Annotated in this window: 13 protein-coding genes; 11 read left to right on the top strand and 2 right to left on the bottom strand. The window is 70.4% G+C overall.

The window, feature by feature from the left end:
* Positions 1-3: 3 nt before the first annotated feature.
* Both PUT80_RS27445 and PUT80_RS27440 read left to right on the top strand, forming a co-directional pair.
* Positions 4-609: a sigma-70 family RNA polymerase sigma factor gene (locus PUT80_RS27445; protein ID WP_037808130.1), complete on the top strand. Its 606-nt coding sequence runs from the start codon at positions 4-6 to the stop codon at positions 607-609.
* Positions 606-1,700, top strand: a complete 1,095-nt coding sequence (locus PUT80_RS27440) for a hypothetical protein (protein WP_037808132.1) — start codon at positions 606-608, stop codon at positions 1,698-1,700. The genes PUT80_RS27445 and PUT80_RS27440 overlap by 4 nt, the downstream gene beginning before the upstream one ends.
* Here the strand turns inward: PUT80_RS27440 and radA are convergent, their stop codons facing one another.
* Both radA and PUT80_RS27430 read right to left on the bottom strand, forming a co-directional pair.
* Positions 1,701-3,062, bottom strand: a complete 1,362-nt coding sequence (gene radA / locus PUT80_RS27435) for a DNA repair protein RadA (protein ID WP_037808135.1) — start codon at positions 3,060-3,062, stop codon at positions 1,701-1,703.
* A 46-nt stretch (positions 3,063-3,108) separates the two neighbouring features.
* Positions 3,109-3,780, bottom strand: a complete 672-nt coding sequence (locus PUT80_RS27430) for a hypothetical protein (protein WP_037808136.1) — start codon at positions 3,778-3,780, stop codon at positions 3,109-3,111.
* Positions 3,781-4,054: 274 nt separating this feature from the next.
* On the opposite strand from PUT80_RS27430, the gene PUT80_RS27425 reads away from it, so the two are divergent.
* From PUT80_RS27425 to PUT80_RS27385, 9 genes are all read left to right on the top strand, one after another.
* Positions 4,055-4,546 carry a CarD family transcriptional regulator gene (locus PUT80_RS27425; protein ID WP_009084200.1) on the top strand — a complete coding sequence of 164 codons (492 nt, stop codon included), beginning with the start codon at positions 4,055-4,057 and terminating at the stop codon, positions 4,544-4,546.
* Positions 4,547-4,613: 67 nt separating this feature from the next.
* Positions 4,614-5,258 carry a 2-C-methyl-D-erythritol 4-phosphate cytidylyltransferase gene (locus tag PUT80_RS27420; RefSeq protein ID WP_037808139.1) on the top strand — a complete coding sequence of 215 codons (645 nt, stop codon included), beginning with the start codon at positions 4,614-4,616 and terminating at the stop codon, positions 5,256-5,258.
* Positions 5,259-5,263: 5 nt separating this feature from the next.
* Positions 5,264-5,728: a 2-C-methyl-D-erythritol 2,4-cyclodiphosphate synthase gene (ispF, locus tag PUT80_RS27415; protein WP_037809313.1), complete on the top strand. Its 465-nt coding sequence runs from the start codon at positions 5,264-5,266 to the stop codon at positions 5,726-5,728.
* Positions 5,729-5,918: 190 nt separating this feature from the next.
* Positions 5,919-7,916 (top strand): hypothetical protein, encoded by a 1,998-nt coding sequence (locus tag PUT80_RS27410; protein WP_275293966.1) that lies wholly within the window; start codon positions 5,919-5,921, stop codon positions 7,914-7,916.
* Positions 7,913-9,385: a hypothetical protein gene (locus PUT80_RS27405; protein WP_275293965.1), complete on the top strand. Its 1,473-nt coding sequence runs from the start codon at positions 7,913-7,915 to the stop codon at positions 9,383-9,385. The genes PUT80_RS27410 and PUT80_RS27405 overlap by 4 nt, the downstream gene beginning before the upstream one ends.
* Before the next feature lie 55 nt (positions 9,386-9,440).
* Positions 9,441-10,127 carry an HAD family hydrolase gene (locus PUT80_RS27400; protein ID WP_043827186.1) on the top strand — a complete coding sequence of 229 codons (687 nt, stop codon included), beginning with the start codon at positions 9,441-9,443 and terminating at the stop codon, positions 10,125-10,127.
* Between the two features lie 44 nt (positions 10,128-10,171).
* A complete protein-coding gene (gene cysS / locus PUT80_RS27395; protein ID WP_275293964.1) occupies positions 10,172-11,557 on the top strand; it encodes a cysteine--tRNA ligase in 1,386 nt (461 codons plus the stop codon).
* Between the two features lie 30 nt (positions 11,558-11,587).
* The gene (gene rlmB, locus PUT80_RS27390) at positions 11,588-12,544 is read left to right on the top strand and encodes a 23S rRNA (guanosine(2251)-2'-O)-methyltransferase RlmB (protein WP_134661958.1); all 957 of its coding nucleotides are present in this window, start codon (positions 11,588-11,590) and stop codon (positions 12,542-12,544) included.
* 39 nt (positions 12,545-12,583) lie between these two features.
* On the top strand, positions 12,584-13,255 hold the full coding sequence (locus PUT80_RS27385) for a TetR/AcrR family transcriptional regulator (protein ID WP_275293963.1): 672 nt from the start codon (positions 12,584-12,586) through the stop codon (positions 13,253-13,255).
* Positions 13,256-13,623: the final 368 nt, after the last annotated feature.

The following is a 13,623-nucleotide window of genomic DNA, read 5'->3' as shown; positions in this document are numbered from 1 at the left end:
GGTATGCAGGTGACCCACGACGGTCCCGAGCCGGTGTCGACCGGCCCGCAGGACCGCCCCGACCTGGGCGGACCCGATCCCGCCCCGGCCTTCGGGCGGCTGTTCGACGCGCACGCGGCGACCATGCACCGCTACCTCGCGCGCCGCGTCGGCCCGGATGCCGCGCACGATCTCGTCGCCGAGACGTTCCTCGTCGCGCTGCGCCGCCGGGAGTCGTACCAGCCGGAGCTGGGCACCGCGCGCTCGTGGCTGTACGGGATCGCGACGAACCTGCTGCGCCACCACGTCCGCAGCGAAACCCGGGCGTTGCGAGCCACCGCGCGGCTCGCGAATTCCGGCGACCGCGGCCACGGCGGACACGACACCAGGGTCGCCGAGCAGGTGGACGCACAGGTCCGCGCGGCACAGCTGGCGGGCGCGCTCGCGAAGCTGAGCGTCGCCGACCGCGACACGCTGCTGCTGGTCTCGTGGGCCGGGCTGGAACCGGTCGAAGTCGCCGAAGCGCTCGGCATCCCGCCGGGCACCGTCCGTTCGAGGCTGCACCGGATCCGCAGATGGCTGCGCACCAACGCAGGCGCGTCGACCCGCGAGGAGGCGAAAGACCAGTGAACGACGACACCGTGCGGCATCTGTGGTCCGATGCCGAACTCGACGAGGCCCTCGCCGCGCTGCACCCGCACGAGACGGCCACCGACCGCACCGAACTCGACCGGGCCCGCGCGAGCATGATGCGGGCCGCCGCGGCAGTGAGCGAATCGGCCGAACCGGTTGCCCCGCAACGGAAAAAGCGCTCCGGCGCGTGGCGGTGGATCGCCGTGGCCGCGGCGGTCGCGCTCGTCACCGGCGGCGTGGTCGTGGTCCGGGAACTCGCCACCGCGCCGACGACGCTGGCTCCCGCCGGCCCGGCCGCCCCGGCGGACCGGCGCGAAGCGGGCGCGCCGTTCACCCACGTCGTGACCAAGTACAGCCGCACTGTGCTGGTGAGCGGGAGCAGCGTGTTCAGGGTCCCGGAACAGGTGGACCTGTGGATCCCGGCCGATCCGTCCGGAGTCTGGAAACGACGCTGGACCCGGGCCGAACCGCCGACGCTGCTCGGCGGGGATCCCCACGACAGCGCGAAACTGCCCGGGCCGTCCCAGGCCGAGGAGTCCGCGCCCGGCGGGCGGTTCACGCGCGACGCCCGCTTCCCCGGAGACGCGGCCGCCAGCACTCAGCTGGGCTGGTCCCAGCCGACCCCGGACTTCGTCGCGGGCCTGCCGACCGACCCGAACCAGCTGACCAATCGCCTCCTGAAGGACCGCATCCCTCCGGAGTTGTCGCCGGCGGGCGACGGGCCGCTGCCGCAGCCGTTGAACTACGGCGCTCCGAAGGACCCCAGCCCCATCACCTATCCGTCGGCGACCGGGATGGTCCTGAACGTCCTCGCTTCCGGGTACGCGTCGCGCGAGCTGCGGGGCGCCTTCCTGAAAGCGATGGACAACCCGGTGCTCGGATTCCAGTTGGTGCAGGACGCTCCGGACTTCGTGCAATACGCGGTGCTCGCCGGCCCGTACCGAGTGCTCGTCTCGCTCAACCGGACCCGGCTTCAGCTGACCGACCTCCAGGTGCTCTCCGCGAGCTCCGTCACCAGGTTCGCGCCCGGCACTCTGGTCAGCTCCGCGCAGTTCTCCTCCGAGACCACCGACCGGGCGGGAGACTGATCATTTCGCGTGGTTCGCCGCGTTGAGCGCGCTCGCCACGTCGGGCACCTCCAGCACCCGGATGCCGTCCGGGAGCTTGCCGGAATCCGGCGGCACCAACGCGTGCGTGAAGCCGAGCCGGGCCGCCTCGGCCAGCCGGCGCCCGACGTTCGGCACCCGCCGGATCTCGCCCGCCAGCCCGACCTCGCCCACCGCGACCAGCCGGGGGGACAGGGCCACGTCGTGCAGCGACGAGGTCAGCGCGAGCACCAGCGCCAGGTCGATGGCGGGCTCGGTGATCTTCATGCCGCCGACCGTCGCGACGTAGACGTCCTTGTCGCCCAGCTTCAGCCGGCCGCGCTTCTCCATCACGGCGAGCACCATGGCGACCCGTGCCGAATCGAGGCCGCTCACGGCACGTCGCGGCTGCGGCATGCCGCTGCTCGACACCAGCGCCTGCACCTCGCCCAGCAGCGGCCGCTTCCCCTCGACCGCGACCGTGACCGCGGTGCCCGGCACCGCTTCCGCGGTCCGGCTCAGGAACAGGCCGGACGGGTCCGGCACCCCGACAATGCCGCCCTCGGTGAGCTCGAAACAGCCGATCTCGTCCGCCGCGCCGAACCGGTTCTTGATGCCGCGCACCATCCGCAGCGTGGAATGCTTGTCGCCCTCGAATTGCAGCACCACGTCCACCAGGTGCTCCAGCACGCGCGGACCGGCGACCGAACCGTCCTTCGTGACATGTCCCACGAGCAAGACCGGCAGCCCGCGTTCCTTGGCGAGCGCGACGAGCCCGGAGGTGACCGCGCGGACCTGCGTCACGCCGCCCGGCGAGCCCTCGACCTGCGGCGATGCCATGGTCTGGACCGAATCGACGATCAGCACGCCCGGCTTCACCGCGTCGACGTGCCCGAGGATCGCGGACAGGTCGCTCTCCGCCGCGAGGAACATCTCACCGTGCACGTTGCCGGTGCGCTCGGCACGCAGCCGGACCTGTCCCGCGGATTCCTCGCCGGTGACGTACAGCGAACGCCCCGCCGTGACCGCCCATTGATACGCGACTTCGAGCAGCAGCGTGGATTTGCCGACCCCGGGTTCGCCGGCCAGCAGCGCGACCGCACCGGGCACGAGCCCGCCGCCGAGCACCCGGTCCAGCTCCGGCACGCCGGTGGCCTTCGCCCTGGCCGCCTCGACGTCGACCTCGGCGATCGGCCTCGCGGGCGCGCTCGGCGCCCCGGCGGCCACCCGCGCGATCGCCGGTTTCGCGGAGCCGCGCTCCTCGAGCGTGCCCCACGCCTGGCATTCCGGGCAGCGACCGACCCACTTCGCCGTTTCGTACCCGCATTCCGCGCACCGGTGGACGGTGCTGGTCTTCTTCACCACTCCGCGAGGCTATCGGCGGACACCGACAAAACTCGCGGCGACGCGGTCAGGAGCCCGCGTGCGCGGGTGCCGCGACCGGCAGCTCGACCACGATCGGGCCGGCGTTCTGGAAGGTGAAGGTGACCTTGATCGTCGCGCCCGGCCACAGCGGCTGCTTGAGGCCCGGCAGCACGACCTTGCCGGAGCCGAGCTGGCTCGCCGCGCCGCCGCTCTCGCCCGTCTGCGGCGCGTTCGACGCCGAGTTGGGGGCCGAGCTGCTCGGGGCGGAGCTGGGCGCGCCGCTGGCCGGCTGGTTCAGCTCGGAGGCGGGCGTGCTGTTCGCCGACTCCGACTGCGGCGGGGCGCCCTGCTCGACCGCGTCGGCCGGGCCGATCACGAGCGAGTGGCCGGCGACGATCGCCGTGTCCCCGGAGATCTGCGCGGGGCCGGAAGCGCCCTCGGAGGTCACCGAGACGAGCTTGTCGTCCTTCTGGCCCTGGTTGATCACGGTGAGCGTGAGCGGGGCGGGCGAACCGGCCGCGTAGCCGGGGCCCTGCGCCGGGTACTGCACCGCGGCGTTGCGCAGCACGATCGTCTTCACCTGGGCGTAGGTGCCGTTGACGGCGGGCTGCTGGGTGTCGGTCTGAGTGATCTGACCGGCTCCGCAACCGGCGAGCACGAGTGCGGCGCCGAGCGCCGACACGCCTGCGCCGAGCACGCGGCGATTCTGCAGCCTCACGTCAGAGTCCTTCCCTTTCACGGCCTCGTCCTTCCCGAAGACTAGCCGGGCGGTTCTCCGCGCGCGGAACCGGTGTGCGTTCCCGGCCGATCGACTGTCCACAAAGGATCCCACAGCGCCGGTCGGGGCGCTGTCGGCTCACCTGCATGAGCACGGCGAAAACCGGTTTGTCAAGCCCTGCTCAGGCCGCTGACCTGCGACGACGATCCCGGGCCGCTAGGTGGCCGCCGACGGGCCGTGATAGGATGGAGTCAGCGAAAGGGGCAGAGGACACATGGTTTTCAAGGTCGGAGAGACCGTCGTCTACCCGCACCACGGTGCCGCACTCATCGAAGCGATCGAGACCCGCGTGATCAAGGGCGAGGAAAAGAAGTACCTCGTCCTCAAAGTCGCGCAAGGGGATCTTACGGTTCGCGTGCCCGCGGACAACGCCGAGATCGTCGGCGTGCGCGATGTCGTCGGGCAAGAAGGACTGGACAAGGTCTTCGATGTTCTGCGTGCTCCGCACACCGAAGAGCCCACGAACTGGTCTCGTCGGTACAAGGCCAACCTGGAGAAGCTCGCCTCCGGCGATGTGAACAAGGTGGCCGAAGTGGTGCGCGACCTCTGGCGGCGAGAAAAGGACCGCGGACTTTCAGCCGGCGAGAAACGCATGCTGGCGAAAGCACGGCAAATCCTGGTCAGCGAGCTCGCGCTCGCGGAGGGCACCGACGAGGGCAAGGCGGAAACGCTCCTCGACGAGGTGCTAGAGACCGCGACGGTCTGACCCCGGGTCCTCCGGTTAGCCGCCGAGGCAACCGGTTCCCTACGATCACGACCTGATGAACCCACAGGTGCACAGCGTCGCGTTCGTGACTGTCGCGCACCGTCCGGCCGATCCTGAGCTCGCGCTCGCGGCGGTCGGCGGTGCAGCACTACTCACGCACACCGTGCGGGGGCTGCTCGGCACACCGGAAATCGATCTGGTGGTCGCCGCAGCCCCCGAGCGGTGTGCGAAGTCGTTTTCCGAGGCATTGCGCGGCCTCGAATGCCGGGTCGTTCCCGGCTCCTCGCTCCGGCAGGCGTTCGCCGCCGTCGAGCCGCTGCTTTCCTCCGGTGCCGTCGTGCTGGTGCACGACGCGCTGCGGGCGTTCACTCCACAACGGACGGTCCAGCGCGTGCTGGCCGCGGTCCGGGACGGCGCGCCCGTCGCGGTTCCGGTGCTGCCGATGTCCGACACGGTGAAAACCACCGACGAATCCGGAATTGTCACCGCCACTGTCGATCGCGACGGTCTTCGCAGTGCGCAAACCCCGGTTGGTTTTTCCCTTTCCGCTTTCCGTTCCGCACTCGCCGATTCCGCTGACCCCGGTCTCGCCGACACCGCGGGCGCGGCCACCGTCCCCGGCGATCCGGACGCGATGCGCGTCGCGAGCGCCTTCGAACTCACCCTCGCCGAGGCGCTCGTCGCCGGCGGGGACCGGGAGGATCCCCTGTGACCGATCTGCGGGTAGGCAACGGCGTCGACGTCCATCCGGTCGAGCCGGGCCGCGAATGCTGGATGGCCGGTCTGCGGTGGCCGGGCGTCGACGGCTGCGCGGGCCACTCGGACGGCGACGTCGCGGCACACGCGCTGTGTGACGCACTGCTGTCCGCCGCGGGCCTCGGCGATCTCGGCGCGGTCTTCGGGACCGGAGACCCGCGCATGGACGGCGCGCACGGCACCGACATGCTCGTCGAGGTGCGTGCCCTGCTGCAGGCGGAAGGCTGGCAGGTCTCCAACGCGACCGTGCAGGTCATCGGCAACCACCCGCGGATCGGGAAGCGGCGCGACGAGGCGCAGCAGGTGCTGAGGGACGCGATCGGCGGACCGGTGAGCGTTTCCGGGACCACGTCGGACGGGCTCGGGCTCACCGGACGCGGCGAGGGCATCGCGGCGGTCGCGACCGCGCTGCTGATCCGCGGCTGAGTTAAATTCGCTCACCCGGAATCGTAATATTCCATTCTTCGCGATACCTGACCAGCGCTAACCACCCGGTCATCGGAAAACGATCTTCGCCGATCTCCGCTAACTTCTGCGCGGGTACCCGCGGCTCATTATAGTTATTCCGCGACGTTTGCGGCGGCAGGGAGCGGGGCCGCCCGGCCAAAGGGGGACGATGCCCGTCGATGCGCATCGATTGTCCGGAGTACGTTCGATCACCGGGAGGCTGGTCGAGGAATTGCTGTCCCGTCCGGGAGGGCAGAGCAGACCGCTGCCGATCGCGGTCGCGCTCGGCGTGCGCGGCGCGGGGAAGTCGGCGCTGCTGGAGGAATTGCGGACCCGGTGCGAGGACATCCCGCACGCGCTCGTCGATTTCGAGCGGCGCGACTGGGAGCAGATCCAGCCGCGGGAACTGCTGGGCCACTTGGCGTTTGATCTCGGTCGGCAATGGCGGCAATTCGGCCGTATCGCGTTTCCCCGGTTGTGGCTGTGCATGCTCGTGCTCAGCGCCCCGGTCGAACTCGGCGACCGCCGGGCCGCACTGCGCAAACTCCGGGATCTGATCGCGCAAAACCAGCCGCTGGAACGCAATCGCGACGCGATCGTGGACGTCGTGAAGCTCGTCGGCGGCGTCACTTCGGGCAACAGTCTTCCCGGCTGGAACGAGGCGACCGAACTGCTGCTGCGCGGGCTCAGCTGGTACGACCGGCGACGGCTGATGGGCAAGGTCAAAGCCATGCCGACCGGGTACGGCAACCACCAGGACTTCCTGATCGAAATCGCCAAGCACGCGCACGGCGACGACGAGGACCGGGCCGCGGTCGACGCGATCATCTGCGATGCGTTCCTCGCCGACCTGCGCCGCGCCTACTCCGGCATCTCCGGCACCCGCCGGACGATGAATTGCCTGGTATTGCTGGACAACGCGCACACGAAGGGCGGACAGGACTTCCTGCGCGCGCTCGCCGAGGCGCGCAGGCACACGCCGGACGGGGCCGATCCGCTGGTGGTGATCGCGACGAGCCGGACGTGGAATCCGGACTGGAGCGAAAGCTGGTCGATGGTCACCGCGCATCCGGGAAGCGACCGGGAGATCCGGCGCAACCCGGAGCACCGGACCAGCGGGCTCGACTGGCCGGTGCCGCGGCTGCCCGCGCACGTGGAAACCGATTGGATCCCCGGTCAGCCCGACAACCGCTGGTCCCCCTGGTACCTGCTGGAACTCGGCACGCTTTCCAGCGGCGACGTCGTCGATGTCGCCGCCGCGCACGACGTGCACCCGACGTCGCGGCTGCCGCGGTTCCTGTCCCGGCTCACCGACGGACACCCCGGCGCGGTGCGCGAGGTGCTGCAGACGCTCGCCGCGCGCTACGAGCCGGGCAATCCGAACACGCTGCGGGAATCCTTGTACACCAAGGTAACCCTGGACGACGGCAGCGAGTCCACTTTGCTCGCGCAGATGTGCGACTACCTGCTGCAGGACTTTTCCACCGCGAGCCGCCAGGAACTCGTCACCGCGAGCGCCGCGGTCGACGTGGAAATGCTGTTCCACAAGGAAATTCTCGATCTGCGCAATCCGATGGGCGAGGGACCGCTGTTCAAGCAGCTCGCCGATCAGCTGTGGCTGCGCGCGGATCCGGACGACCCGTCGCGCTACGTCCTGCACCCGTGGCTGCGCCGGTTGCTGCTGCGGAAGCTGGCGACGCGCGCCGACGATCACCCGTTGAGCTGGGAAAAGGTGCACACGCGCTGCCGCGATTTCTACGAGAAGAACGGCCGCGTCGCCGCCGCTCGCTACCACGACCTGGCGCTCGAGAACGTCGACGCGGTGGTGACGCACCTGTGCAAACCGCTCAGCGCGCCGCACGCCGAGTTCGACGTGCCGACCGCCGAAGCGTGGCTGGCCGAACTGGACACGATCACCGCCGCGCCCAACCGGCTGGTGGAGAACGCGGATCCCTACACCCAGGTGCAGCAGCGCGTCGGCGAGTGGGAAGGCGAACTGGAGACGACCGTGGCGTGGCTGGTCGTTTCGCTGTGGCTGGCGCGCGATCCGCTCGGCGACCCGGGCGGCACCCTCAACGCCACCATCGAGAGCGGATTCCACCATCTGGCCCAAGGCCGGGGACGAGGATCGATGCTGTTGCACGAGCGAGCGGAGCGCTACCGATGACGCAACGGATCAAACCGCCGCGGCCGGCGTGGGCGAAGTGGCTCTGGGGCGGCGGCGCGGTGCTGCTGGTCGTGGTCATCGTCGTCGCCGCGTTCGTCGTCGTCCCGGCGATCAGCGAGGCGAACCGCACGTGCGGCGCCGGCGTCGAGGAACGCGGTGAGAATTCCGAATGCATCGGCACGACTGACGGCGAATTCGTGTTTTCTCCCGACCTCGCCGATGTGGAAAACAGAATTTATCAGGAAAATACCGAAACCGTCGGTTCCGGGAAGCCGTACGTGACCATCGCGGTGCTCCTGCCGATGACGCTCACCGACCACGACATTCTTTCCCGCGAATGGGTGCGCCATCAGCTCGAAGGGGCGTATGTCGCCCAGCACCGAGCCAACAAAACGCAGTCGTGGGGCAGCGTGCCGCTCATCCGGCTGCTGCTGGCCAACCCCGGCAGCCAGCTCAAACAGTGGGAGCCGGTGGTCGACGACCTGATCGGCCGGACCGGAGCCGACCGGATCGTGGGCGTGACCGGCATCGGGCTGAGCCTCGACACCGCGCGCAGCGCCATCCAGAAGCTGTCCGACCACCGCGTCCCGGTCGTCGCCTCGCACCTGGCCGCCGATGAGTTTTCGCAGATCCCGGGCTTCCTGCGGGTGTCCCCGACCAGCTCGACCTACGGCAGTTCGATGGCGGGCTACGTGAAGCCGACCGCGCACACCGCGACCGTCGTGCAGGACCAGAACCCCGGCGACCTGTACCCGAAGACGCTGGCCACGGCGTTCACCAAGACGTTCGCCGACGCCACGCACCGGATCGTCGGGCGCACCGAGTCCTACGACTCCAGCCTGCCCGGGATCGAGAACACCTTCCTGCAGATGATGCCGAACATCTGCGGCGACAACCCGGACGTCGTGTACTTCGCCGGCCGCGAGGACCACCTGAAGTCGTTCGTCGCGCAGCTCGCCCAGCGGCCCTGCCTCGAGAAACACCTCACCGTGCTGACCGGCGACCTCGCCCAGGTCGGGCCGCCCGGCCCGGAGATGCGCCGCGGCCTCCAGGCGAACGTCACCGTGCTCGCGCCGGGGCTCGCGCATCCGCAGGCCTGGCGCGACCATCCGGAGTCGTTCAACAAGGCGGCCGTCGCGAGCTTCGAGGAACCCGGATGCTCCGGTTGCTTCACCGCGGTCTTCCCGCGGGAACGGCTGGACGACGGGATCGCGATCCTGGCGCACGACGCGGTGCTGACCGTGATCTGGGCCATCCGCGGCATCCCGCGGGTGTCTCCGGAGCAGGTCACCGCGCAGGACGTGCTGCAGGCGAGGAACCGGCTGCACGGACAGTCCGCGGTCCCGGGAGCGAGCGGCATGATCTCGTTCGACGACCGCGGCGACCCGGTGAACAAGGCGGTGCCGATCCTGCGCGTCCTGCTCGACGCGACGCCGGAGTTCGTGGAGCTTTACGTCCCGGCGGCGTGAGCCGGGCACCACAAACGGGCGGCGGCGCACCCGGATCGCCCGATAGGGTTGGTGCGTGGCCATCAACGCGGTGTTGTTCGACTTCTCCGGCACTCTTTTCCGGCTTGAGCAGCAGGACGGCTGGCTCGAGGACGTGCGCGACGACGACGGCGAGGCGCTCGACGTCGAAGCGCAGACCGAGCTGATGCGGCGGATGACCGCGCCGGTCGAGCAGTCCGTCGAGCTCGACGAGGAGCACCTGTACGCCTGGCACAACCGCGACCGCGACCCGGAGCTGCACCGGAAGGTGTACCTGGAGGTGCTGCGGCTGTCCGGCGTGCCCCGGCGCGACCAGGCCGAGGCGCTGTACGCCCAGCTCATCGCCCCGGACCAGTGGACGCCCTACCCGGACACCGAGGCCGCGCTCAAGGCGGTCGCGAGCAGCGGGCGCAAGGCGGGCGTGCTGAGCAACATCGCGTTCGACATCCGGCCCGCGTTCGGCCAGCGCGGCTGGGACGCGCACGTCGCCGAATTCACCCTGTCCTTCGAGGTCGGAGCGGTGAAGCCGGAGCCGGAGATCTTCCAGTCGGCGATCGAGCGGCTCGGCGTGCGTGCCGAGGAGACGCTGATGGTCGGCGACAGCGAGGAGGCCGACGGCGGCGCCCGTGCGCTGGGCTGCCGGTTCGCCCTGGTCGACCCGCTGCCCACGGCGCAGCGGCCGGACGCGCTGCTGGGCGTGCTGCGGGAGCACGGCGTGCTCTGACGTCCTGCGACGTCTCCCACAGTGCCCCCGGTACCCTTTACCTCGTGGCTTTGCACCTGTACGACACCGCGACCCGTGCCCCCCGGGAGTTCTCTCCCGTCCGCAGCGGAACGGCGTCGATCTACGTGTGTGGTGCCACCGTGCAGGGAGTACCGCATATCGGACACGTCCGCGGCATGCTGAACTACGACGTGCTCCGGCGCTGGCTGCTCCACAGTGGACTGGACGTGCTGCTGGTCCGCAACGTCACCGACATCGACGACAAGATCCTCGCCAAGGCCGCCGACGCCGGACGGCCGTGGTGGGAATGGGCGGCGACGCACGAGCGGGCGTTCGAGAAGGCGTACGAGGATCTCGGCTGCCTCCCGCCGTCGGTCACGCCGCGCGCGACCGGGCACGTCACGCAGATGGTCCAGCTGATGGAGCGGCTGATCGAAGCCGGGCACGCGTACGCCGTCGACGGCGACGTGTACTTCTCGGTGAAGTCGTTCCCCGAGTACGGCACGCTGTCGGGACAGCAGCTCGACGAGGTCCAGCAGGGCGAGACGCCGACCCGCGGCAAGCGTGATTCGCGCGACTTCACGCTGTGGAAGAGCGCGAAGCCGGGCGAGCCGTCGTGGCCGACGCCGTGGGGCGAGGGGCGTCCCGGCTGGCACCTGGAGTGCTCGGCGATGGCGACCAACTACCTCGGCGCCGAGTTCGACATCCACGGCGGCGGCGTCGACCTGGTGTTCCCGCACCACGAGAACGAACGCGCGCAGTCGAACGCGGCGGGCGACGGGTTCGCCCGCTACTGGCTGCACAACGCGTGGGTGACCATGTCCGGCGAGAAGATGTCGAAGTCGCTGGGCAACACGGTCGCGATCCCGGCGATGCTGGAGCGCTACCGCGCGCCCGAACTGCGCTACTACCTGGTGCAGCCGCACTACCGGTCCACCGTCGAGTACTCCGAAGGCGCGGTGACCGAAGCCGCGCAGGGTTACCGGCGGATCGAGGCGTTCCTGCGCCGCGCGGAGTCGGCCGGTGCGGTGGACGTCGGCCCGGTCTCCCCGGAATTCGCCGCGGCGATGGACGACGACCTGGCGACGCCCGCCGCGTTCGCCGTGGTGCACAACACGGTCCGCGACGGTAACGCCGCCCTCGACGGGGGCGACACCACCAAGGCGCTCGAATTGGCCGGCACGGCCCGCGGGATGACCGCCGTGCTCGGCATCGACCCGCTGTCGCCGGACTGGGCGGACGGCGGCTCGGACACTCCCGTCCGCGAGGCGCTGGGCACGCTCGTGGAAGCCCTGCTGGCCGAACGCCAGGAGGCCCGTGCGGCGAAGGACTTCGCCCGCGCGGACGCCGCCCGCGACCGTCTCGTGGCGGCGGGGATCGCGGTGGAAGACACCCCGAACGGTCCGCAATGGACGGTCAGGAACTCCTGACCTCCTCGCGGCAGCAGAGATTGAGGATTCATGGCAGGCAACTCACAGCGCAAAGGTGCCATCCGCAAGACCGGCACCAAGAAGGGCGCCGTCGTCGGTTCGGGCGGCCAGCGGCGCAAGGCGCTCGAGGGCAAGGGCCCGACGCCGAGGGCTGAGGACCGGCCCGGGCACAAGGCGTACCGCGCTGCCAACGCCGCCAACAAGCGCGACCAGGCCCGGCAGAAGAAGGCCGACCGGCCGGAGCTGATCGCCGGCCGCAACCCGGTCGTCGAGGCGCTGCGCGCGGACGTGCCGGGCACGGCGCTGTACGTCGCGCTCAACATCGACATCGACGACCGGGTCAACGAGGCCGTCCGGCTGGCCGGCGACAAGGGCATCTCCATTCTGGAGATCCCGCGCGAGGAACTGGACCGCAAGACCAACCGGGCCATGCACCAGGGCCTCGGCCTGCAGGTGCCGCCGTTCGAGTACGCGCACCCGGACGACCTCATGCAGGCCGCGCGCGACTCGGGCAACACCCCGCTGTTCGTCGCGCTCGACGGCGTCACCGACCCGCGCAACCTCGGCGCGGTGATCCGGTCCGCCGCCGCGTTCGGCGCGCAGGGCGTGCTGCTGCCGGAACGCCGCAGCGCCGGAATGACCGCGGTCGCGTGGCGCACGAGTGCTGGTACCGCGGCGAAGCTGCCGATCGCGGTCGCCACGAACCTCACTCGCCAGCTGCGTGCGTGGGCTTCGAAGGGTCTGATGATCGTCGGCCTCGACGCCGACGGCACGGTCGACATCGACGCCCTCGAACTGGCCGCGGACCCGCTGGTCGTCGTCCTGGGCTCGGAAGGCCGCGGCCTGTCCCGACTGGTCCGCGAAACGTGCGACGCGACCGTCTCAATCCCGATGGCGGCCGGCGTGGAATCGCTGAACGCCTCGGTCGCCGCCGGGGTGCTGCTGGCCGAGGTCGCCCGCCGTCGCCGGATCGCCGGACGCGTCTGAGTTTTTCGCTGGAATCAACGGGCTGTTATCGTCGATAACATGTCCGAAGACGCGCGCGCTCGCATCATCACGGCCGCACTGGACCTGCTGACCAGCGGCGGCCCGGACGCGGTGTCGACCCGTGCCGTGAGCTCGGCGGCAGGCGTCCAGCCTCCGACGATTTATCGACTGTTCGGAGACAAGGACGGCCTGCTCGACGCCATCACCGTCCAGGGCTACGAGGATTACCTGGAGGCGAAAACCGCCGAGCCGCCCGCCGAGGACCCACTGGACGACCTGCGGCGGGGCTGGGATCAGCACCTGGAGTTCGGCCTGGCCAACCCCGCGCTGTACCGGCTGATGACCACCCGTCCCGGCCGTTCACCCGCGCTGGAGAAGTCCCTGGAGATCCTCGCGACGCGCGTCAGCCGCATCGCTGCAGCCGGACGACTCCGGGTGCCAGAGCCGCTTGCGGCGGCCTTGATCCACGCCGCCGGTTCGGGGGCGACGTTGAGCCTGATCTCGACGCCTGCGGACTCTCGCGACCTCGCGGTCTCGGCCGCGGCCCGGGAAGCGGTGATCGCAGCGATCAGCACTGACCGGCCGGTGTCCCGTGCACCTGGTCCCGCCGCGGCGGCTACGGCTTTGCGGGCGGTGTTGCCGCAGGTGTCGGGGTTGAGTGCGGCGGAGAAGGCATTGATGGGTGAGTGGTTGGACCGGATCACCGACTGAGCCTGGACGCTTCGCTTGCGCGGCTCTCTCGGGCTGCTTCCGCTGGTGGTCGCGCATCTTCACGGCCAGCGCTCTTCCGCTCCGGGGGCCCGGCTGCCGTCGCGCTGCCGTGTCGTGGGTCCATCACCTTCGCGCTCCGCCGCCCCAACCGCCGCTCGCGCACTGCCATCGCGCGCCCATCAACATCCCGCTCCGCCGCCCCCACATCGCACGCTCACCACTCTCGCGACCGCGCACCAATCGCCGCCCCGCGCACTGCCCGCGCGCCCACCGTCCCCGCGCGTTACCCCGTCGCACGCCCACCGCTCTCCCGCACCAACCCCACCCCGCCCTGCCCTCTCGCGCACCCACCGCCCTTCCACCCAGCC

Origin of the sequence: Amycolatopsis sp. La24, assembly GCF_029087445.1 — a bacterium.
GTDB classification, from domain to species: Bacteria; Actinomycetota; Actinomycetes; order Mycobacteriales; family Pseudonocardiaceae; genus Amycolatopsis; species Amycolatopsis nivea.
The sequence above is the reverse complement of the archived record's forward strand: the minus strand, read 5'-3'. Positions and strand labels throughout refer to the sequence as shown.